This is a genomic window from Mycolicibacterium aurum (assembly GCF_900637195.1).
In the GTDB taxonomy this organism is placed as follows: Bacteria; Actinomycetota; Actinomycetes; order Mycobacteriales; family Mycobacteriaceae; genus Mycobacterium; species Mycobacterium aurum.
Genome location: NZ_LR134356.1, coordinates 4,438,818 through 4,459,404, shown reverse-complemented (window position 1 = coordinate 4,459,404; position 20,587 = coordinate 4,438,818). Strand labels below are relative to the sequence as shown.

Below are 20,587 nucleotides of genomic sequence, written 5' to 3'. Positions count from 1 at the left end.
GTGTGGCTCTCAGGTCGAGAGGACAGCCTTGTCTGAATCATCAGCTCAGGGTCCAACGTCAGCAGGTTCGAATGATGTCGCGCGCAACATTCTTCCGATTCCTGACCCGCAGCACGTCGGGTTGACCACCTACGACGCCAGAGATCCCGATACCACGTATCCGCCCATCACGATGCTGCGGCCGCCCGAAGGCGCTCCCAATATCCTGATCGTTCTCCTCGACGACGTGGGCTTCGGCGCCAGCTCGGCCTTCGGCGGTCCGTGCAATACGCCGACCGCGGAGCGGCTCGCGGCCAATGGTGTGAAGCTCAACAGGTTCCACACCACGGCCCTGTGCTCGCCCACCCGTCAGGCTCTGCTGACCGGGCGCAATCATCACTCGGTAGGGATGGGTGGGGTCACCGAGATCGCCACATCGGCGCCGGGCTACTCCAGCATCCGGCCGAAGGACAAAGCTCCCGTTGCCGAAACGCTGCGCCTGAACGGGTACTCGACCAGCCAGTTCGGCAAGTGCCACGAGGTGCCGGTGTGGGAGGTCTCACCGGTCGGGCCGTTCGGGCAGTGGCCCACGGGATCTGGCTTCGAGCACTTCTACGGATTCATCGGGGGAGAAGCCAACCAGTACTACCCGGGCCTGTACGAGGGCACCACACCTGTCGAACCGGAGAAGACGCCGGAGGAGGGCTACACGCTCACCGAGGATCTGGCCGATCGCGCGATCACCTGGGTACGCCAGCAGAAGGCATTGGCACCGGACAAGCCGTTCTTCATGTACTTCGCGCCGGGCGCCACGCACGCGCCCCACCATGTGCCCAAGGAGTGGTCGGACAAGTACCGCGGCAAGTTCGACGACGGGTGGGACGTCCTGCGGGAGACCATGCTGCCCAAGCAGAAAGCGCTGGGCGTCGTCCCCGAGAATGCGGAGTTGACCGCACGCCACGACGAGATCCCGGCGTGGGACGACATGCCCGCCGAACTGAAACCTGTGCTCGCCCGGCAGATGGAGATCTACGCCGGCTTCCTCGAGCAGACCGACTACGAGGTCGGCCGGGTGGTCGACGCGATCGACGATCTCGGGGTCCTCGACAACACGCTGATCTACTACATCATCGGCGACAACGGTGCGTCGGCCGAAGGCACGCCGAACGGCTGTTTCAACGAGATGTGCACACTGAACGGCCTGGCGGGCATCGAGACCACGGAGTTCCTGCTGTCGAAGATCGACGACTTCGGGACCCCCGCCGCGTACAACCACTACGCCGTCGGGTGGGCGCACGCGCTGTGCGGACCGTATCAGTGGACCAAGCAGGTCGCGTCCCACTGGGGTGGCACGCGTAACGGGACAATCGTCCACTGGCCGAAAGGGATTACGGCCAAAGGTGAGACACGCGATCAGTTCCACCACGTCATCGACGTGGTGCCGACGATCCTCGAGGCCGCGAACCTGCCTGCCCCCACGGTGGTGAACAGCATCCAGCAGGCCCCGCTCGAGGGGGTCAGCATGATGCCCACGTTGCGCAGCCGCGACGCGGAGGAAACGCACACCGTGCAGTACTTCGAGATGTTCGGCAACCGGGGCATCTACCACAAGGGCTGGACCGCGGTCACCAAGCATCGCACGCCGTGGCTCGTCCAGCATCCGACCCTCGAGGAGGACGTCTGGGAGCTCTACGCCCCCGACGACTGGACGCAGGCCCACGACCTCGCGGCCGAGCATCCCGAGAAGCTCGCTGACCTGCAACGACTTTGGCTGATCGAGGCGGTCAAGTACAACGTGGTGCCGATCGACGATCGCTCGTTCGAGCGTTTCGATTCCGGCATCGCCGGCAGGCCGCAGTTGATCAAGGGAACCACGCAGATGCTGTTCTCCGGCATGCGGCTGCTGGAGAACTGCGTGCTGAACATCAAGAACCGCTCGCATTCGGTGACGGCGATGATCTCGGTTCCGGATGACGGCGCCAAGGGTGTCATCGTCAGCCAGGGTGGCGGCGTGGGCGGCTGGTGCCTGTACACCCACGAGAACCGGCTGAAGTACTGCTACAACTTCTTCGGCATCGACTACTACTACGTCACGGCCGATCAACCGATTCCGCCGGGGCAGCATCACGTCGGCTTCGAATTCGCTTACGACGGCGGCGGTTTGGCCAAAGGTGGCACTGTCACGCTCTATTGCGACGGAAAGCCCGTCGGGACAGGGCGAGTCGAGCGGACCGAACCGATGGCGTTCTCCGCCGACGAGGCCTGCGACGTCGGGTCCGACACCGGCTCGCCGACCTCACCGGACTATGGCCCGCACGGCAATCGCTTCACGGGCACCATCGACTGGGTGAGGATCGACGTCGGTGACGACGCCCACGACCACCTCATCACGCCGCAGGACAAGATGACCATCTCGATGGCCCGGCAGTAGGGCGCAGACTCACTGCGCGCCGTGATCGGCCGAGCGCTTCGGTAGCACGATCGGGACGACGAACTCTTCGAGCATGCTGCGCTCGTCGGCTTCGTCGTGGCCGGGGAACAACATCAGCGAGGTCATGACGCGCACCAGCCAGCGCGCGCGATGGGCGACCAGGTCGGCGTCGTCAGGCCCGAGGGAGATGACGAACGCCTCCGTCAAGGCCTTGATTACCTCGGACTCCTCGGCCATCTCCGCGCCGATGGGCCGTTGGGCGGTGGCGAACCACGATGCCAGTGCCGGACTTTCACGCACGTTGCGCAGGGACGACACCATGCCTTCGATCAGCCGCTCTCGCGGATCGTCGAACGACATGATCTGCTCGGTCATCTCGCGGTAGAGCCGGTAGCTCTCCCGGTGCACGTACGCCGTGTACAGCGCTTCCCGGTTCTCGAAGTACCGGTACAGGGTTGCGCGGGAACAGCCTGCTGCCGCGGCGATCTCGTGCATGCCGACCGTGGCGGCGGGCTGGGCGGCGAACAGCTCACCCGCCGCGTCCAGAATGCGGTCGGCGGCCACCTCGGTGCGGCGTCCCGCCAGCCAGTCGCCCGCCATCAGTGCGTCACCCGGAACGGCACCGACACCGGCCGGCGCACGTAGCTGCCGCCGGCCCAGGTGATCCCGGATTCGTCGACCTCGAAATCCGGAATGCGGGAGAGTAATTCGGTCAGCGCGACCCGCGACTGCATTCGCGCCGCAGCCGCGCCGAGGCAGTGGTGTGCGCCGTGGCTGAAGGTCAGGATGTTCCGCGGCTTGCGGGTGATGTCGAGCTCGCCCGCGTCGTCGCCGTAGTGGCGCTCGTCCCGGTTGCCCGACCCGTACAGGAGCATCGCCCGGCGGCCCTCGGGAATCCGGGTGTCGCCGATCGTGACGTCCCGGGTCACCGTGCGCCCCAACATCTGTACCGGCGACGTCAATCGCAGGAGCTCGTCGACGGCGTCGCCGATCAGCCCGGGGTCGCGCACCAGCAATTGCCGTTGATCCGGCCGCTGGTGCAGTAGTTGGACGGCGCCGCCGAGCATGCCGGTGGTGGTGTCGTTGCCGCCGGTGACCATTGTGAACGTGAACGCCAGCACCGACAGCACCCCGGCGACATCGCCGTCGGCGCCGACACCTGCGGCCACCAGATGGGACACCGTGTCATCCTCGGGTTCGGCCCTGCGGAGTTCGATGAGCGCGGTGAAGTACGCCATCATCTCGCCCAGCGCATCGCCGACAGTCCCGAGCGCTCCACCGATTCCACCTTCGGCGGTGTTGGCGGCGACGATCGCGTCGGTCCAGCCGTCGAACTTGCCGCGGTCGGCCTCGGGTACGCCGAGGTAGTGCGCCACGACCATCGACGGCAGCGGCTTGAAGAGTTCGGCGACGATGTCGCCGCCACCGTTGGCCCGTAGCGCGTCGATCCGCTCGATCACGTACTCGCGGACCTTGGGCTCGACGGCCTCCACCTGCCGAGGGGTGAATCCGCGGGCCACCAGCTTGCGGAACTCGGTGTGCACGGGCGGATCCTGCATCACCATCGGCGGGTTGTCGGCGAGCCCGATGAGGTCCAGCTCGCCGTAGTTGACGGTCAGGCCCTGCGCCGACGAGAACGTCTGGTGGTCCCGCGCGGCGGCCCAGATATCGGCGTGCCGGGACAGCACGTAGTAGTCATGGTCGGGCTTGTCGGCCGGCACGACGTGGTGCACGGGGTCGTGATCGCGCAGCGACCGGTACATCGGCCACGGGTCGGCCCAGGTCGACGCGTCGGCCAGTTCGAACCGGGCGGGCAACTCCTGAGACAAAACTGCGATCATGTCTTATTCGTAGGACAACTGACGGAAGATGTCAATGATGTCGCGTGGTGACGCGATGGAGGGTGACCTCGCCGGAGATCGGCGTCAGATCGCCGCGCCGGGGTTGAGGATCCCGTCCGGGTCGAGCGCGGTCTTGATCCGCCGGTTCAGTTCCATCGCCTCCGGACCCAGCTGACCGGCCAGCCACGGGCGTTTGAGCCGCCCGACGCCGTGCTCGCCGGTGATCGTCCCGCCCAGCCCGACCGCGAGGTCCATGATCTCGCCGAAAGCCTGTTGGGCCCGCTGCTCCATGTCGGCGTCGGCGGGGTCGAACACGATCAGCGGGTGGGTGTTTCCGTCCCCGGCGTGGGCGATCACCGAGATCATCACGTCCCGGTTGGCCGCGATCTTGCCCACCCCTGCGACGAGTTCGGCCAGCGCGGGCAGGGGAACCCCGACGTCCTCGAGTAGGAGTGAGCCCTTGGCCTCCACCGCGGGGATCGCGAAGCGGCGGGCGGCGACAAACGCCTCACCTTCCTCGGGGTCGGACGTCGAAAAGACTTCCTTCGCAGCGTGTTCGGTGAACACCGCAGCCATGAACTCGGCATCCTGCGCGCCGGCCGGACCTCGATCGTCGGACGCGGCGACCATCATGGCGGCGGCGTGGCGGTCCAGCCCCATCTTCAACTTGTCCTCGACGGCGTTGATCGCCGCCGAGTCCATGAACTCCAGCATCGACGGCCGGATCTTGCCGGTGATCGCGACGACGGCGTTGGCGGCGTCCTCGACGGAGTCGAACGTCGCGACGACGGTGCACGCACCGGTCTGGGCGGGCAAGAGCTTCAGGGTGACCTCCGTGACCACGCCGAGGGTGCCCTCGCTGCCGACGAAGAGCTTGGTCAGCGACAGCCCGGCGACGTCTTTGAGCCGCGGGCCGCCGAGCCGCACCGCGGTGCCGTCAGCCAGCACCACCTGCAGCCCCAGCACGTAATCGGTGGTGACCCCGTACTTCACGCAGCACAGCCCGCCGGCATTGGTGGCGATGTTGCCGCCGATGCTGCAGATCTCATACGACGACGGGTCGGGCGGGTACCACAGGCCGTACTCGGCGACGGCCTTCTTCACCTCGGCGTTGAGCAGGCCGGGCTGGACGACGGCGGTGCGGGTGATCGGGTCCACCGAGATGTCGCGCATCTTCTCGGTGCTCAGCACGATGCCGCCATCGAGTGCTGTTGCGCCACCGGATAATCCGGTGCCCATGCCACGTGGCACCACGGCGATCCGGTGGGTGGTGGCCCACCGCAGTACCGCCTGGACCTCTTCGGTGCGGCGCGGCCGGACGACGGCGATCGGGGTGCCGGCACCCGGATCGGCCGCCCGGTCGAACCGGTAGGACTCCAGGATGTCCGGATCGGTGACGACGGTGCCGTCGGGCAATTCGGTGATCAGGCTCGCCAGCTGCTGCACAACGCCAGTGTAGGGCGGGCAAATTCATGTTACGGCCGTGTTACGGCTATTCTTCGTGGCATGCGGGACAGTGTGGTCTTCGCCCAGATGAAGACATTGCAGAACAGGGAGCGGTCGGCGCTGTTGTCGACCCTCGCGCTGGAGATCCATGTGCGCGCCGTCGCGGACCGGATCGGATCGACGTACCCGGCGTTCGTGCCGGATGATCGCCTCGACGCGATCGCACCCGGACGGGTGACGACGATGGCGGCCATCGAATTGTGTATGGCCGGTATGTGGTACCGGGCCGACGGCGGTTACGTCATCGCCGATCTCGATCTGGTCGAGGACATGTCGCAGACCGCCCGCCGCCGCTGGTTGCGCGCCGTCGGCCGGTTCCTCAAGGAATACCTGAGTCCGCTCTAGCCCCGTCGCCCGGCGGGCTGTCCAGGTCCCGTAGCGCAGGCATGAACACCGCCGCGACACCAAGGGCCAGCATCGGCAGCGACAGCGCCAGGAATGTGGCGTGCAACCCGCTGGCGTCGGCGAGCGGGCCGGCCAGGATCAGCCCGAGCGGGCCCGCGGCGTACGCCAGCGACCCCATCACCCCGACCACGCGTCCGCGCAGATGCTGCGGCGCGCGGGTCTGCATCACGTAGTTGTAGATCGGTGCGATCGGTCCGTAGACGAAGCCGACGACCACGCACAGCAGCAGGATGACGGGCAGCGGCGGTAGGAACGCGATCACCGTCATCGCCACCCCCAGGGTCAGCACGGCGGTCAGCATGACGGTGCGTCGCTTCATGTACTTCGACATCACGGCATACCCGAGCGCACCGACCAGGCCGCCGATACTCAGCGCCATCAACACCCAGCCGAGCTGCGCGGGCTCGTTGCGGTCGGTGAAGTACTTCGGGAACAGCACGCTTTCCATCGGCATGTACAGCCCGGTCGCCGCCAGATCCACGAACGCCAACGTCCGCAGCACCTTGGAGTTCCACACGAAGCGCAGACCTTCGACGATCCCCGCCCATACACCGGCGGACATCGCCGACGGGTCGGGCTTGCCCGCGCCCTCCAGTCGAAGCACGCCGATCGCGACGATCGACAGGACGAACGCACCGGCGGTCACCCACATGGTGTCGATGCCGCCGAGGGTCGCGATCAGCAGTCCGCCGATGCCGGGACCGACGATGTAGGCCAGGTTGAAGATGGCTTCGTAGACCGAGTTCGCGTGGTCGAGTGTCCAGCCGGCGCGCTGGGCGGCCTCCGGCAGCATCGTCTCCCGCGCTGTCATCCCCGCCGGATCGAAGAACGCGCCGAGCGCCGCCAGCCCGGCCAGTACCGCGACGTTGATCACGTGCGCCCCGAATATCAGCGCGAGCACCGGCACCGCGGCCACGGACAGGGCCGACAGCGTGTCGGAGATCATCGAGACCCGCCTGCGGCCCAGGAAATCCACGGCGGCCCCGGCGAGCACGGTCGCGGCCAGCAGGGGCAGCGTGCCCGCCATCGCGACGATCGAGGCATCGAGGGCTGAGCCGTTGCGCTGCAGCACCAGCCACGGGAACGCGACGATCGAGATGCCGTTGCCCGCACCGGCCATCAGCGCCGCGAACATGATCAGGAGCAGCGGGGTGCGTCTGCCCGCGGTCGCCGTCGGTTGCGTCATGGGATATCGCGGCGAATGTAGCAGCGCGGGCGGCGGCGGAACGACCTCTTTTCGTTTCCGGCTGTCCGGCCCTACCAGTGCGCGTCGACGTTGGCGGCAACCTGCTGGGCGATGGTCAACGCCGACCCGGCCGGGTTGGCGCTACACGTGTTGACGTCGACGATCACGTTGTTGCGCTGCACCAGCGCGCGCCCGCATCCCCAGCCCGGAGCCGCCGCATCCCGTTGGGTGGCGACGGTGCTCAGCGTGCGGTCCGCGGTGACGATCTCGCCGACCGACCACTGTGAACCGCTCTGCGTGTGGGAGTACTCATGGCACGAGGGCCACTGCTCGACGGAGGCGTCGAAGAACTCGGCGGCCTTCTCCAGATACGGAAACAGCACGACCGACTGCTTCACGTAGGTTTTCCAGCCTTCGCCGTCGTTGAGGCTCTGATCGCGTTCGGCCAGGTAGCCGCTGTTGGCGTAGACCTGCAGTTCGGCGGCGCCGTCGATCGCCAGGCATTCCGGCGGTGCCATGATCGCGCTGTTGTCCGACATCGAGGTCTGTGCCTCGATGGCCGTCATCGCCGGCACCCCCATCGCCGCAGCCACCTGTTCGGGGGCCACGAGCAATTCACCCAGCTCCCGTTCCACCAGCGGCCGCGGGATCAACGTGCGGCTCGGCGGCGGCGCCGTGTCCGCGCTACTGATGTTGCCGCACCCGGTGACCAGGATGCAGATGCCGAGAATTGCTGCTTTTGCTCGCCGCATGTGTGTCCCCAATCGAAAACCCTCCGCGCTCAATGGTGAGCCAGCGGCGTCGGTCTTCGACTGAGGGAAACGGCGTTTCGTGGTAACGATGAACCGTGCTTCTTGGTAACGAATGGTGAGTCGGTCCCGCCCTCAGCTGCCGCACCCACGCATCGGCGGTGCGTTCGACACCCCGGTGCGGCCGGGCAGCGGTTGGCCCGGTGATCCGGCGACGCGACGCACCGCGGTGGCGGCGACGCCCGCGGAGGTGACCGAGATGGCGGCATCGGCCAGAAGTCTCAAGCAGCTCGACGCCGAGGTGTCGGTGTGCCGTGCGTGCCCGCGGTTGGTGCAGTGGCGTGAGGAGGCTGCAGCGGTCAAGCGCAAGTCCTACGCCGACCAGCCTTACTGGGGCAGGCCGGCGCCCGGCTTCGGCTCGGAGCAGCCCCGGATTCTGGTCGTCGGGCTGGCACCCGCGGCACACGGCGCCAACCGCACCGGCAGGGTGTTCACCGGCGACCGCTCGGGTGATTTCCTGTTCGCCTCGCTGCACCGCAGCGGGCTGGCGAACCAGGCCACCTGCACCGACAGCGCAGACGGCTTGCAGCTCAACGACATTCGGGTGGCCGCCGCGGTGCGGTGCGCGCCGCCGGAGAATGCGCCGACGCCTGCGGAGCGGACGGCCTGTGCCCCGTGGCTGGACGCGGAGTGGCGGTTGACCGGCGCCGACGTGCGCGTCATCGTCGCGTTGGGAGGGTTCGCGTGGCAGGTGGCCCTGGCACTGGTCCGCAGGAACGGCGGGTCGGTGGGCACACCCGCGCCGAAATTCGGCCACGGTGCGACCGCCACGCTGACGACGCCGCGCGGTGACGTCGAATTGCTCGGCTGTTTCCACCCCAGCCAGCAGAACACCTTCACCGGCAGGCTCACCCCCGCGATGATGGACGACATCTTCGCGACCGCCCGCGCGATGTCGGCCTGACGGTTGCCCATGAGCGACGGCAACCACGCCGAAACCGGGAACGGATCGCGGCCCCGAGGCGTTGCACTGTCAATGCGTCTTTCTGTCCTCGATCTCGTCCCCGTGCGCTCCGACCAGAGCACCTCCGATGCGCTGGCCGCCACCACGTTGCTGGCGCAGGCCGCCGACCGGCTCGGATACACCCGGTACTGGATCGCCGAGCACCACAACATGCCCGCGGTCGCGGCCACCAGCCCGCCCGTGCTGATCGCTCACCTCGCCGCGCACACGTCGTCGCTGCGGCTGGGCTCCGGCGGCGTGATGCTGCCCAACCACGCACCTCTGGCCGTCGCCGAGCAGTTCGCACTTCTGGAGGCCGCGCACCCCGGGCGCATCGATCTGGGCATCGGACGGGCGCCTGGCTCGGATCCGGTCACGTCGATGGCGCTGCGCGGGCCTGCGGGACGCGACGACCGCGACATCGAGCAGTTCCCCGAGTACCTCGACGACGTCATGGCGCTGATGAGCAGCAAGGGCGTGCGGGTGCCGCTGCCCCGCGACCTGATGCGCGACAACTACATCCTCAAGGCCACGCCCGCCGCGGTCACCGAACCGAGGCTCTGGCTGCTGGGCTCGTCGATGTACTCGGCGCGCCTTGCTGCGGCCAAGGGGCTGCCCTACGTCTTCGCGCATCACTTCGCCGGGCAGGGCACCGAAGAGGCGCTGCAGTACTACCGCGACAACTTCGTGCCCAGTGAGCTGACACCCGAACCCGTGACGTTCCTGACCGTCAACGCGGTCGTCGCCGAAACCCACGACGAGGCAATGCGTCTGCTGCTGCCGAACCTGCAGATGATGGCGCGGTTGCGCACCGGGCAGCCGCTGGTGGCGCTCGACCTCGTCGAGGACGCCGAAGCGCTGGACCTCGGGCCGCGGGCCCAGGCCGTCATCGAGGCCGGTGTGCGTCAGGCCGTCGTCGGGTCGCCGGCGGAGGCCGCCGACCAGGTGCGTGACCTCGCAGAGCACTTCGGTGTCGACGAAGTGATGGTGCACCCGGTGGCCGCGGCCTACCGCGGAGTCGACCCGGCCACCTCGCCGGCCCGCGAAACCACGCTGGAGCTGTTGGCCAAGGAGCTGTTCTAGGCCTTCGGCGTCAGCCGCACCACCGGAATGGGCCGTGTGGTCCGCTTCTGGTAGCCCTCGTAGCGGTGCGAGTTGCCCTCGTTGACCAGCGTCCACAGCCGCGCATAGTCAGGGTCGCCAGGCAGCAAGGGCGTGGCTGTGACGGCCAGACGCTGTGGGCCGAGGTTGATTTCGACGTCAGGGTTGGCTTTGAGGTTGTGGTACCAGCCCGGCGCTTTAGGGTCCCCGCCCTTGGACGCGACGACGTAGTAGCTGCCGCCGTCGGGGAAGTACGACAGCGTGTTCGTCCGCTGCCGGCCGGTTTTGGCCCCCACGGTATGCAGCAGGAGGCTGGGGGCGACGCCGGGCAGGGGAATGCGGTGGCCGATGCGCCCGCCGGTGCTCTTGTACAGCTTGTCGTGGAGCATCAATATCCGGTAGCCGACATTCTGCTCAAGCCACAGTGCAACGCCCATGCGCTCAATCCTTCTCCGCGCTGTCCACATGCGCCAGTGCCTCGCGCAGCAGCCGTCCGGTTTCCTCGCGGTCGGAGTCCCGGCGCACCAGCATCCCCTTGGCGAACGACAGCTTGTCGCCGTCGCGGCGGGGGACCACATGCAGGTGGATGTGGAACACCGACTGGAACGCGGACTTGCCGTCGTTGATGGCGATGTTGTTGCCGTCGGCGTGCAGGCCCGACGCGCGTGCCGCCTTGGCGATGCGCTGGCCGATGACGGCCATCTGCGCCACGGTCTCTCCGGGCGTGTCGGTGAGGTCGACGGTGTGGACCTTGGGGATCACGAGGGTGTGGCCCCTGGTGAAGGGTCGGATGTCGAGGAGAGCGAGGAAGTCGTCGTCCTCGTAGATCCGGATGGCAGGGGCGTCACCGGCGACGATGGCGCAGAACACGCAGGACATGCCGCCACGCTAGTTCACGTTCTGCGCAGCCCATTCGCTCAGCCGCCGGTCCCGCTCCTCGGCGGTGACGTCCTCGACGCGCGTCATCACCGTCCACCGGATCCCGAACGGGTCGCGCAGGGACGCGAACCGGTCACCGGTCGGGAAATCCTGCGGCGCCTCCCGGACAGTCGCGCCGGCCTTCTCGGCCTTGGCCACGACGTCGTCGACGTCACCGCAGTACAGCGCGATCGAATGGGTGACGACGTCCGCGCCTGCGTCGGGCGCGGCGATCTTGTAGGCGTCGGCGGGGTCGCCGAGTTGCAGGCGGCCGGAGCCGAAATCCAGCTCGGCGTGGGCGACGGTGCCGTCGGGGCCGTCCATCTTCTCGACCACGGTGGCGCCGAACACCGTGGCGTAGAAGTCGACCGCCGCCGCTGCGCCGTCGACGCACAGGAACGGGGTCAGGCTGGTGTATCCGGCGGGGATGGGTGCATCAGTCATGCCCCCGAGTTTCGTAGCCTTGTCACGGTGGGCGCTTGGAAAAACGCGACAGGCGGCGAGCCGCTGCGCGGGGTGGTCGGGCGCCCGGCCAGCACGTCCGCCTTCGACCTGACACGCATGCCCGCCGTCGGGGACACCGCGCGGTACGTCGAGTACTTCTGGTCCGTCACCTGGGACCTGCGGGGGCAGGAGCCGTTCGACAGCGCCGTCATCACGTTCCCGGCGATGCATCTGACCCACGAGTGGGGCGATGACGGTGTCAGACACGGCTTTCCGCTGCCCTCCACGCTCGTGCACGGGGTCGTCGAGCGGGTGTTCCGGACCACGATCCGCGAGCGCGGGTGGGTGGTCGGGGCACGTTTTCTGCCCGGGGGCTACACCGCGAGGTTCGGCGGTGACGCGTCGGCGATGACCGGTCGCATCGTGCCGGTGGACGAGGGCCTTTTCGGGGTGCCCGTTCGTTTTCCCGACGACGTCGATGCCGCGGCCTCGCGGCTGGACCGCCTGATCGGGCAGGGCGGTCAACCCGACGGCAGCTATGTTGCACTGACGCGCCTGGTCGACCGGATCCGCGACGACGCCGGCGTCCATCGCGTCGATCAGGTGATGAGCCACTCGCCGTGGAGCGCGCGCACCACACAGCGGGTGTTCCGGCGTTACGTCGGGGTGCCCGTGAAGTGGGTGCTGTGCCGGTACCGGCTGCAGAACGCCGCGCTGGCGATCGAGACCGACCCGGGTGTCGACCACGCCGATCTCGCGATCCGGCTGGGGTGGTATGACCAGGCGCACTTCATCAACGACTTTCGCGCGATGCTCGGATGCACGCCGGGGGAGTATGCCGCTACGTACGGGCAGCGTCGGACGTGATCTGCCGCCACGCGGCCAGTTTGGCGTCGTACCGCGCGGTGTGCGCCGGACTGGTCGACGGCAGCCGGCGGTAGCATAGCGCGCCACCTGCGATGACCAGGCGACGGTAGTTCTTCTCCGCCGCGGCGCCGTTGAAGTAGACATGTGTGATTCCGGGATGGGCCGCGAAAAACGCGTCGAAGTCGTTGGGCACCATGCTGTCTGGTTCTACGGAGGCATCCAGGCTGCCGATCCGGCGGCAGTGCTTCAGTACATCCCACACCGCGACCCCCGCTGCCGTCAGCGCGGCGACGCGCGCGCTGTAGGGCGCGCCGGGATCGACGCCGAACAGTGCGCCGGTGATGGGCCAGAAGGCGTTGCGCGGGTGCGCGTAGTACTGCCGCGCCTCGAGTGATGCGACGCCGGGCATGTTGCCGAGGATGAGAATCCGCGCGCCTGCGGCGACGAGCGGCGGGAAGCTCTCCAGCGTTGCCGACGTCATCTGGCGACCGTATACGTTGGGCACGTGGCCGACGACGTCGATCTCGAAGCATCCGGGCTGCTGGACGGCCTTGACGGAGAAGCGCGCGCCGAGCGTGCCGAGCTGATCCGCTGGCTTCTGGCACGAGGCGTCGGCGTCGAGCAGATCCGCGGTACCCCGGCACCGATGCTGCTGGGGTCTCGACGCGTCATCGGTGACGACGGCATCTACGTGTCGGCCCGGCAGGCCGCGCGCAAGGCCGGCGTCGATCTCGAGTTGTTCGAGCGAATTCAGCGGGCGATGGGGTTGCCCAGGGTCGACGATCCGGACGCCGAGGTGTTTCTGCGCGCCGACGCCGAAGCGGCGAAGTTCACCCGCGAGATCCTGGCCGTCGGTATCGACGCCGACGAACTCGTCAAGATCGCCCGCCTGCTCGGCGAGGGGCTGGCCCGTGCCGCTGAGGCGATGCGCTACGCGGCGCTGGCCGCCGTAATGCAGCCTGGTGTCACGGAATTGGAGATCGCAAAGGCATCCGAGACGCTTGTCGGTAACGTCGCGCCGCTGCTGGGGCCGATGGTCGAAGAGGTGCTGCTGCTCCAGCTACGCCATGCGATCGAGACCGAGGCTGTGAACGCGATAGAGCGAGCGGAAGGCCACCATCTGCCCGGCGCGCGGCTGGTGACGATCGGGTTCGCCGATCTCGTCGGCTTCACCAGCCTGGGGGAGGCGCTACCGCCGGAGGATCTCGAACAGCTGTCGCAGCGGCTGGCCGATCTCACGCGCGAGGTCGCCACCGGGCCGGTGCGTTTCATCAAGACCATCGGCGACGAGGTGATGCTCGTCAGCTCCGAACCGGCGCCGCTGCTCGACGCAGTGCTGGACCTCATCGAGGCCACCGACAGTGACGACGGCTTTCCTCGGCTGCGCGCCGGACTCGCCACCGGCATGGCGGTGAGCCGCGAGGGTGACTGGTTCGGCAGCCCGGTGAACCTTGCGGCTCGGGTGACCAGTGCGGCACGTCCGGGATCCGTGCTGGTGGCCGAGGCCACCCATGAAGCGATCGGTGACGACGACCGGTTCACGTGGTCGTTCGCCGGCGCGAAACACCTGAAGGGGATCAAGCCGGATGTGAAGGCGTTCAGGGCGCGGCGAGCAGAGCCGCGAGAGGCGCCGCCCCGGTGATCTCGGACGGGAATCGTCGGCGTGCTCCCCGGTGGCGGTAGCCTCGCCAACCTCTGAATTTTCTTCTGTCACTTGAGTTTCTGTGGTCACATCTTCGGGCCGAGGTGTCGGTCGTTCGAACTAGTGTTCGATATGTGGATGTGGTGTCGGAGGCGGTGGCCGGGATGGGCGAGCACCTCGCCGTCCTGTCCAAGGCCTGCGACGAGGTGTCCCATCGCGAGCTGATCGGGCTGCTGGCCGGGCTGGCCACGGTGACGCGCTCGGTGCCCGCGGTGGAGCAGCGCGCGTTGGCGCGGTTGATCGCCGAAACCGAACCGGCCCGCCTGGGTGAGGCGAGCTGGAAGAAGGTGCTGACCACCGCGTTGCGGGTCAGTGGCGCCGACGCTGCGCAGCGGCTGAAGCGGGCGAAAACCCTGGGCCCACGCCGCGGATTGACCGGCCAACCGCTGGCACCCCTGTGGGAATCCACCGCGGCCGCGCAGGCTCGCGGCGTGCTGGATGCCGCCCATATTGCGGTGATCGCCAAGTTCCACAAGAAACTGCCCTCGTGGGTCGATGTCGGCACGCGTGCAGAAGCCGACGCCCAGTTGGCCGAGCTGGGATCGGGACTGAGCCCAGAGGAACTCCGAGCCTGCGCCGACCGTCTGCGGAGCATGATCGACCAGGACGGACCCGAGCCGTGCGAGCAGGGGCCGGCCCACAGGCGCGGCGTGCGGTTCGGGCCGCAACAACCCGATGGGTACAGCAGTTTCTCGGGGTGGGTGTCGGCCCGATGCCGAGCCGTGATGGAAGCCGTCTTCGCCAAGGAAGCCGCACCAGGACAGAACATCCCCGACGACACCTCCCGCCGGCGAGTGACGACACAGCGCCCGAGGGCGACGGCCCAACAGCGGACGACGGACAGGAGGGTGACGAGGAACCGTCACCGTCAGCCGAGGACCACGATCCGCTCCCGGATCCTTGCGGATCTGATCTCCGCACCCAAGCTCAGCGCCAGCACGACGCCCTGCTCGCGCTCGGGTGCCGGGCCCTGGAATCCGGGGAACTGGGCCGGCACAACGGGCTTCCGGTGACGGTGATCGTCTCGACCACGCTGCAGGAGTTGGAGAAGGGTGCCGGGGTCGCAGTCACCGGCGGTGGAAGCTTCATTCCGATCCCGGATCTCATCCGGATGGCAGCCCCGGCCCATCACTACCTCTACATCTATGACAAGCACACCGGCCAATCCCTGTATCTGGCCAGGACGAAGCGCCTCGCCAGCACCGCCCAGCGGATCGTGCTGCATGCGCGTGATCGCGGCTGCACACGGCCAGGGTGTACCGCACCCGGATACTGGTGCCAAGGTCACCATGCCGTCGATGACTGGAACGACGGCGGCCAGACCAACGTCGACGACATGAGCCTGGCGTGTCCCCAAGACCATCGGATGCTCGACAAGACCGAGTGGCGCACTCGAAGAAACAAGAGAAACCAGACCGAATGGCTACCACCACCGGATCTGGACACAGGCCGGCATCGGGTCAACGGTTACCACCACCCCGAGCGATACCTTCTGCCCGAAGACGACGAGGGTCCGTGATCAGCGCGAGGGCGTGAACCCGCGCAGGCGCAGGCTGTTGCTCACCACAAATATCGAGCTGAAAGCCATTGCGGCGCCGGCGATCATCGGGTTGAGCAGACCGGCCGCGGCCAATGGAAGGGCGGCGACGTTGTACGCGAACGCCCAGAACAGGTTGCTCTTGATGGTGCTCAACGTCTTGCGGGACAGTCGAATCGCGTCCGGCACCGCTCGCAGGTCATTGCTCACCAGCGTCAGATCGCTGGCCTCGATGGCCACATCGGTGCCGCTGCCCATAGCGAGCCCGAGGTCGGCCTGTGCCAGCGCCGCCGCATCGTTCACGCCGTCACCCACCATCGCCACAACCTTGCCCTGCTCCTGCAGGCGCGTGACGGCATCGACCTTGTCCTGCGGCAGCACCCCGGCGATCACCTCGTCGATACCCACCTGCGTCGCGACCGTCCGGGCCACCGCCTCGTTGTCGCCGGTCACCATGATCGGCGTCAATCCCAGCCGCTTGAGTAGCGAAACAGCCTCAGCAGAAGTCGGTTTCACCGCATCTGCCACCATCAGGACGCCGCGGGCCGTCCCGTCCCAACCGACCGCGACTGCAGTCCTGCCGTCGGCCTCGGCCTGCGCTGCAGCGTGCGCCAGTTCGTCGGGAACCTCGAGCGACCGCTCGCGCAGCAGCCGCATCCTTCCCAGTAGCACGTCACGCTCGTCGACACGGCCCTCGACGCCCAGCCCCCGCAGGTTGGTGAACGCAGCGACAGGCGGCAGCTCCCCGAGCTTGTCCCGTGCCCCGGCGGTGATCGCCCGGGCGATCGGATGCTCCGACGAACTCTCCAGCGCACCCGCCACTCGCAGGACCTCGTCGGGCTGTTCGCCCTCGACGGCGAACACGTCCAGCAGCGTCATGTTCCCGGTGGTCACGGTGCCGGTCTTGTCGACGATCACGGTGTCCACTCGGCGCGTGGACTCCAACATCTCGGGACCCTTGATCAGGATCCCCAGCTGCGCGCCCCGTCCGGTACCGACCATCAGCGCCATCGGTGTCGCCAGCCCCAGTGCGCACGGGCACGCGATGATGAGCACCGCCACCGCCGCGGTGAAGGCGGTAGCCACCGACGCGCCGCTGCCGATCCAGAATCCCAATGTGGCCACCGATAACGTGATCACGATCGGGACGAACACCGCCGAGATCCGGTCGGCAAGCCGCTGCGCCTGGGCTTTCCCGTTCTGCGCATCCTCGACCATGCGTGCCATCTGTGCCAGTTGCGTATCGCTGCCCACGCGTTCGGCGCGCACGACCAGCCGACCGTCGACGTTCACCGTGGCGCCCACCACCTGGTCGCCCTGCTGCACCTCCGCAGGCACCGACTCGCCGGTGAGCATCGAGGCGTCGACGGCCGACGCACCCTCGATGACCACGCCGTCGGCCGCGATCTTCTCGCCGGGCCGCACGATGAACTCGTCGCCGGTGGCCAGTTGGTCGATCGGGATGCGGTGCTCTGCACCGGCTCGGCGGACGGTCACCTCTTTGACACCGAGTTCCAGCAAGGCCCGCAGCGCGGCACCGGCCTGCCGCTTGGCCCGTGCTTCGAAGTATCGCCCGGCCAGGATGAACGTCGTCACCCCTGCCGCGGCTTCGAGGTAGATGTTGGCGCTGCCGTCGCTGCGTCCGATGGTCAGCTCGAACGGGTGCGTCATCCCCGGCACGCCCGCGGTGCCCCAGAACAACGCATAGATCGACCACCCGAATGCAGCCAGGGTGCCGACGGAGATCAGGGTGTCCATCGTGGCACTCGCATGCCGCAGGTTCGTCCACGCCGCCTGATGGAACGGCCATGCGCCCCAGACCACCACCGGCGCAGCCAGGGTCAACGACAGCCACTGCCAGTACGTGAACTGCAGTACCGGTGCCATCGCCATCGCGATGACGGGAACGGACAGGGCGATGCAGATCAGCAGGCGGCGGCGCAGCGCCGCTGTCGGATCCGGTGCGCCGTCGGCATCGTCGGCGTCGTGGCTCGAGAGGTCGGGCAGTGCCGCGTGGTAACCGGCCGACTCCACCGCCGTGACGAGCTGGTCGGGGGAGACGTTCTCGCCGAACTCGACGCGCGCCTTCTCGGTCGCGAAGTTGACGGTCGCAATGACGCCGTCGAGCTTGTTGAGCTTCTTCTCAACCCGCGCGGCGCACGAGGCGCATGTCATCCCGCCGATGGACAGCTCGAGAGTGTTCACGGATGCCCACCCGTGACCGGATGGGGAATCGCGATGTCGGGATTGGGTCCGAATGCGTTGCCCACCCACAGGGCGGCCGCGAACACCACGACCAGCATGGCGACGAATACGGCGATCTTCGCGGCGGCCGTCATGTCAGCCGGCCAATGTGTAGCCGGCCTCTTCGACGGCGGCCCGGATGGCGGCGCTGTCGACGGGGGCATCGCTGGCGATGGTCACCGTACCGTTGGAGACGTCCACGTCGACCTCGACGACGCCTGGGATGCCGGTGAGCTCGGCGCGCACGGAATTGGCGCATCCACCGCAGCTCATACCCTCGACGGTGATGGTGGTGGTGCTCATGGGGACTCCTCTCCGTGGTCGCGTGACCTACTAGGTACCATACCCCCCTAGGGTATTGATTTGGAAGGGAGCATGGAGTTGTTGTCGAAACGCAGTCTGCTGGCGGGGGCGGGCGCCGTGGGGGCCACCCTCGCGCTGGTGTTGTCCGGGTGCAGCGATGTGGGGACCGAGGCCGCAGAACACGACCACGGAACCCACGAGCACGAGCCGACCTCGCAGTCTGCCGACGGCGCGCAGTCTCACAACGGTGCCCATAACGAGGCCGATGCCACCTTCGCGCGCGACATGATCCCGCACCATGAACAGGCCATCGTGATGAGTGACATCGTGCTGGCCAAACAGGGCATCGACCCGCGGGTCACCGAGCTCGCCACCCAGATCAAGGCGGCGCAGGGCCCCGAGATTGCGACCATGAAGCAGTGGCTCACCCAGTGGGGCACCCCGGCCGCGTCCGGCCATGAGGGCCATGACATGGGCGGCGACCACGCCGCGATGGGGATGATGAGCGACGAGCAGCTCGGTCAGCTCCGGCAAGCCGAGGGTGTCGATGCAAGCAGGCAGTTCCTCACCGGAATGATCGCGCATCACGAAGGCGCGGTGACGATGGCGCAGACCGAGGTCGACCAGGGTCAGGCCGAGGACGCCGTGCACCTCGCCCACGAGATCATCGAGACCCAGCAGCGCGAGATCGACACGATGAAGGGGATCCTGGGGTCACTGTAGGTTCGCGACATGCGAATCCTGGTGCAGCGGGTCACGTCAGCGCGGGTGACGGTGGCGGGTGAGACCGTCGGCGAGATCAGCCCGCAGGGTCAGGGGCTGCTCGCGTTGGTCGGCGTGACGCACGACGACGATGCCGCCAAGGCGCAGCGACTGGCCGAAAAGCTCTGGCAGTTGCGGATTCTCGACGACGAGAAGTCGGCAAGTGACATCGGTGCGCCGATCCTGGTGGTCAGTCAGTTCACGCTGTACGGCAACACCACCAAGGGGAGACGGCCGACGTGGAACGCCGCCGCGCCTGGCGCTGTCGCCGAGCCGCTGGTGGACGCAGTTGCCGACGCGCTCACGGCACTGGGCGCCGAGGTGGCGACCGGTGCCTTCGGCGCCCACATGAAAGTCGAGCTGGTCAACGACGGGCCGGTGACCGTTCTTCTCGAGCTGTGACCTACTGCGCCGTCGCGACCTGGATGCCCTCCGAGGGCTGCACGATGACGAATCCGTTGCCGTAGAACGACACCTGCATCGCCTCACCGGAGCCGCGACCGATCAGCGCGCCGGCCTTGAAGCTGGTCTTCAGCTGCGTCTGCAGGTTGGCCGACCACGCCACGACTGCGTTGGTGTCCGCGAACGTCGGCGCCTCGGCCGCGTTGAGGACCACCGGCGGACCGTCGGTGGTCAGCGCCACCCATCCGCTGCCGCGCAGCGTGGTGTTGAACAGTCCGCCGGCGACCATGCTGCCGCCCTTGACCCGCTCGATGTTCCAGTCCAGGCTCGACGAGAACGCCAGCACGTTCTTGCCGCTGATCGACAACCCCGAGTTGTTCAGGTTCAGCAGGTGAACGTCGTAGGACCGCTCGGCGAGGAACACGTCGCCCTGTCCCTGGCATCGCATCAACGGCAAACCTTCGCCGGTGAGCGCTTTCTTGAGGAACTTCGACGCGCCGCCACCTTCGAACGCGAAGTCGACGTTGCCCTGGTAGGCGACCATCGATCCCTGCCGCGCCATGAACGGTTCGCCCAACCGCACGCGAAGAAGCTTCGAGTTCTGGTTCGCGATCGGCTTGGCTTCCTTCTCGCTGAACCGTCCGTCGACGAGGTCGCCGGTGATGCCGCTGAATCCGTCGGCCCCGCCGGGCACCGGCTGCGCCTGATGCTGCGCTTGTCCTTGTTCCGGCTGGTACTGAGCGGGCGACGCCTGCGCTTGCGGCCCGGGGCCGCCGCCGAGAGGTGAGCTGTGCACCTGACCGTGGTGGGACACCTGGTCGGTCCACTGCTGTCCGTCGTGCCATCGGTAGTCGAAGCGCCCCTCGGGGTCAGGGTGCCAATTTCCTTGTCCCGGTCCAGTCACCGCCGCCTCCTTTGCCGTCGTCGCAGTCGTCGGCTCCAAGCCTATGCGCCGTCGGCCGCGGGTCAGCTGGCATTCTGGAGACATGGCCAAGGAAATCGACCGTCAGCGTGCTCAGGGCGCCCTCGCGGTCATCAGGCAGCACCCTGGCATGGTGCTGTTCGCGCTGTCGCCCGCGGTGATCGGGCTCGCCCTGGTGTGGTGGCTGGCAGGCGCGGGGTGGGCCACGGTGCTGCTGATTGCTCTGGTGCTCGGTGGCGGCGCGGCCGTGTTGATGAAGCGCAACTAGGGGCGTCAGTACGGCTT

24 protein-coding genes are annotated in these 20,587 nt (G+C 67.7%); 11 read left to right on the top strand and 13 right to left on the bottom strand.

Features of this window, described 5'->3' with window-relative positions:
• The first annotated feature begins 28 nt into the window (after positions 1-28).
• Positions 29-2,410: an arylsulfatase gene (locus EL337_RS20870; RefSeq protein ID WP_048633397.1), complete on the top strand. Its 2,382-nt coding sequence runs from the start codon at positions 29-31 to the stop codon at positions 2,408-2,410.
• A gap of 9 nt (positions 2,411-2,419) precedes the next feature.
• Here the strand turns inward: EL337_RS20870 and EL337_RS20865 are convergent, their stop codons facing one another.
• The 3 genes from EL337_RS20865 to EL337_RS20855 form a co-directional block, all read right to left on the bottom strand.
• A complete protein-coding gene (locus tag EL337_RS20865) occupies positions 2,420-3,010 on the bottom strand; it encodes a TetR/AcrR family transcriptional regulator (protein WP_048633396.1) in 591 nt (196 codons plus the stop codon).
• A complete protein-coding gene (locus tag EL337_RS20860; protein WP_048633395.1) occupies positions 3,010-4,251 on the bottom strand; it encodes a cytochrome P450 in 1,242 nt (413 codons plus the stop codon). The genes EL337_RS20865 and EL337_RS20860 overlap by 1 nt, the downstream gene beginning before the upstream one ends.
• Positions 4,252-4,335: 84 nt before the next feature.
• Positions 4,336-5,697 (bottom strand): FAD-binding oxidoreductase, encoded by a 1,362-nt coding sequence (locus tag EL337_RS20855; RefSeq protein ID WP_048633394.1) that lies wholly within the window; start codon positions 5,695-5,697, stop codon positions 4,336-4,338.
• A 60-nt stretch (positions 5,698-5,757) separates the two neighbouring features.
• Here EL337_RS20855 and EL337_RS20850 point away from each other — a divergent pair, with 60 nt between their 5' ends.
• Positions 5,758-6,102, top strand: a complete 345-nt coding sequence (locus tag EL337_RS20850) for a hypothetical protein (protein ID WP_048633393.1) — start codon at positions 5,758-5,760, stop codon at positions 6,100-6,102.
• On the opposite strand, the gene EL337_RS20845 is transcribed toward EL337_RS20850, so the two are convergent.
• Positions 6,077-7,348: a multidrug efflux MFS transporter Tap gene (locus EL337_RS20845; RefSeq protein ID WP_048633392.1), complete on the bottom strand. Its 1,272-nt coding sequence runs from the start codon at positions 7,346-7,348 to the stop codon at positions 6,077-6,079. The genes EL337_RS20850 and EL337_RS20845 overlap by 26 nt on opposite strands.
• A gap of 71 nt (positions 7,349-7,419) precedes the next feature.
• Positions 7,420-8,100, bottom strand: coding sequence for a sensor domain-containing protein (locus tag EL337_RS20840; RefSeq protein WP_048633391.1), 681 nt, complete (start codon positions 8,098-8,100; stop codon positions 7,420-7,422).
• A gap of 112 nt (positions 8,101-8,212) precedes the next feature.
• On the opposite strand from EL337_RS20840, the gene EL337_RS20835 reads away from it, so the two are divergent.
• Together EL337_RS20835 and EL337_RS20830 are read left to right on the top strand one after the other, a co-directional pair.
• Positions 8,213-9,061 (top strand): uracil-DNA glycosylase, encoded by an 849-nt coding sequence (locus EL337_RS20835; RefSeq protein ID WP_048633390.1) that lies wholly within the window; start codon positions 8,213-8,215, stop codon positions 9,059-9,061.
• A gap of 72 nt (positions 9,062-9,133) precedes the next feature.
• Positions 9,134-10,183, top strand: a complete 1,050-nt coding sequence (locus tag EL337_RS20830; RefSeq protein WP_048633389.1) for an LLM class flavin-dependent oxidoreductase — start codon at positions 9,134-9,136, stop codon at positions 10,181-10,183.
• Here EL337_RS20830 and EL337_RS20825 read toward each other — a convergent pair.
• From EL337_RS20825 to EL337_RS20815, 3 genes are read right to left on the bottom strand one after another with little or no spacing between them, the layout of a single operon-like run.
• A complete protein-coding gene (locus EL337_RS20825; RefSeq protein ID WP_048633388.1) occupies positions 10,180-10,638 on the bottom strand; it encodes a nitroreductase family deazaflavin-dependent oxidoreductase in 459 nt (152 codons plus the stop codon). The genes EL337_RS20830 and EL337_RS20825 overlap by 4 nt on opposite strands.
• Before the next feature lie 4 nt (positions 10,639-10,642).
• Entirely contained in the window at positions 10,643-11,080 is a 438-nt protein-coding gene (locus EL337_RS20820) for an HIT family protein (RefSeq protein ID WP_048633387.1), read from the bottom strand.
• 9 nt (positions 11,081-11,089) lie between these two features.
• Positions 11,090-11,563 carry a VOC family protein gene (locus EL337_RS20815; RefSeq protein WP_048633386.1) on the bottom strand — a complete coding sequence of 158 codons (474 nt, stop codon included), beginning with the start codon at positions 11,561-11,563 and terminating at the stop codon, positions 11,090-11,092.
• Positions 11,564-11,590: 27 nt separating this feature from the next.
• Here EL337_RS20815 and EL337_RS20810 point away from each other — a divergent pair, with 27 nt between their 5' ends.
• Complete coding sequence (locus EL337_RS20810; protein WP_048633385.1) at positions 11,591-12,430, top strand: AraC family transcriptional regulator; 840 nt, start codon at positions 11,591-11,593, stop codon at positions 12,428-12,430.
• On the opposite strand, the gene EL337_RS20805 is transcribed toward EL337_RS20810, so the two are convergent.
• On the bottom strand, positions 12,405-12,911 hold the full coding sequence (locus EL337_RS20805) for a DNA-deoxyinosine glycosylase (RefSeq protein ID WP_048633496.1): 507 nt from the start codon (positions 12,909-12,911) through the stop codon (positions 12,405-12,407). The genes EL337_RS20810 and EL337_RS20805 overlap by 26 nt on opposite strands.
• Before the next feature lie 24 nt (positions 12,912-12,935).
• Between EL337_RS20805 and EL337_RS20800 the strand changes: the two genes are divergently transcribed.
• From EL337_RS20800 to EL337_RS29305, 3 genes are all read left to right on the top strand, one after another.
• Complete coding sequence (locus tag EL337_RS20800) at positions 12,936-14,072, top strand: adenylate/guanylate cyclase domain-containing protein (RefSeq protein ID WP_048633384.1); 1,137 nt, start codon at positions 12,936-12,938, stop codon at positions 14,070-14,072.
• A 134-nt stretch (positions 14,073-14,206) separates the two neighbouring features.
• Positions 14,207-15,145: a DUF222 domain-containing protein gene (locus EL337_RS29310; protein ID WP_083443138.1), complete on the top strand. Its 939-nt coding sequence runs from the start codon at positions 14,207-14,209 to the stop codon at positions 15,143-15,145.
• Positions 15,079-15,651, top strand: a complete 573-nt coding sequence (locus EL337_RS29305; protein ID WP_370737179.1) for an HNH endonuclease signature motif containing protein — start codon at positions 15,079-15,081, stop codon at positions 15,649-15,651. The genes EL337_RS29310 and EL337_RS29305 overlap by 67 nt, the downstream gene beginning before the upstream one ends.
• Here the strand turns inward: EL337_RS29305 and EL337_RS20785 are convergent, their stop codons facing one another.
• From EL337_RS20785 to EL337_RS20780, 3 genes are read right to left on the bottom strand one after another with little or no spacing between them, the layout of a single operon-like run.
• Positions 15,652-17,874, bottom strand: coding sequence for a heavy metal translocating P-type ATPase (locus EL337_RS20785; protein ID WP_048633383.1), 2,223 nt, complete (start codon positions 17,872-17,874; stop codon positions 15,652-15,654).
• Complete coding sequence (locus EL337_RS28775; protein WP_170216927.1) at positions 17,871-18,008, bottom strand: hypothetical protein; 138 nt, start codon at positions 18,006-18,008, stop codon at positions 17,871-17,873. Before EL337_RS28775 ends, EL337_RS20785 begins: the two co-directional genes overlap by 4 nt.
• Position 18,009: 1 nt before the next feature.
• Entirely contained in the window at positions 18,010-18,216 is a 207-nt protein-coding gene (locus tag EL337_RS20780; protein WP_048633382.1) for a heavy-metal-associated domain-containing protein, read from the bottom strand.
• Positions 18,217-18,294: 78 nt separating this feature from the next.
• On the opposite strand from EL337_RS20780, the gene EL337_RS20775 reads away from it, so the two are divergent.
• Together EL337_RS20775 and dtd are read left to right on the top strand one after the other, a co-directional pair.
• Entirely contained in the window at positions 18,295-18,939 is a 645-nt protein-coding gene (locus tag EL337_RS20775; RefSeq protein ID WP_048633495.1) for a DUF305 domain-containing protein, read from the top strand.
• Positions 18,940-18,948: 9 nt separating this feature from the next.
• Complete coding sequence (gene dtd, locus EL337_RS20770) at positions 18,949-19,380, top strand: D-aminoacyl-tRNA deacylase (RefSeq protein WP_048633381.1); 432 nt, start codon at positions 18,949-18,951, stop codon at positions 19,378-19,380.
• Position 19,381: 1 nt separating this feature from the next.
• Here dtd and EL337_RS20765 read toward each other — a convergent pair whose 3' ends face one another.
• Positions 19,382-20,284: an AIM24 family protein gene (locus EL337_RS20765; protein ID WP_048633380.1), complete on the bottom strand. Its 903-nt coding sequence runs from the start codon at positions 20,282-20,284 to the stop codon at positions 19,382-19,384.
• Positions 20,285-20,366: 82 nt separating this feature from the next.
• On the opposite strand from EL337_RS20765, the gene EL337_RS20760 reads away from it, so the two are divergent.
• Positions 20,367-20,570 carry a hypothetical protein gene (locus tag EL337_RS20760; RefSeq protein WP_048633379.1) on the top strand — a complete coding sequence of 68 codons (204 nt, stop codon included), beginning with the start codon at positions 20,367-20,369 and terminating at the stop codon, positions 20,568-20,570.
• Positions 20,571-20,587: the final 17 nt, after the last annotated feature.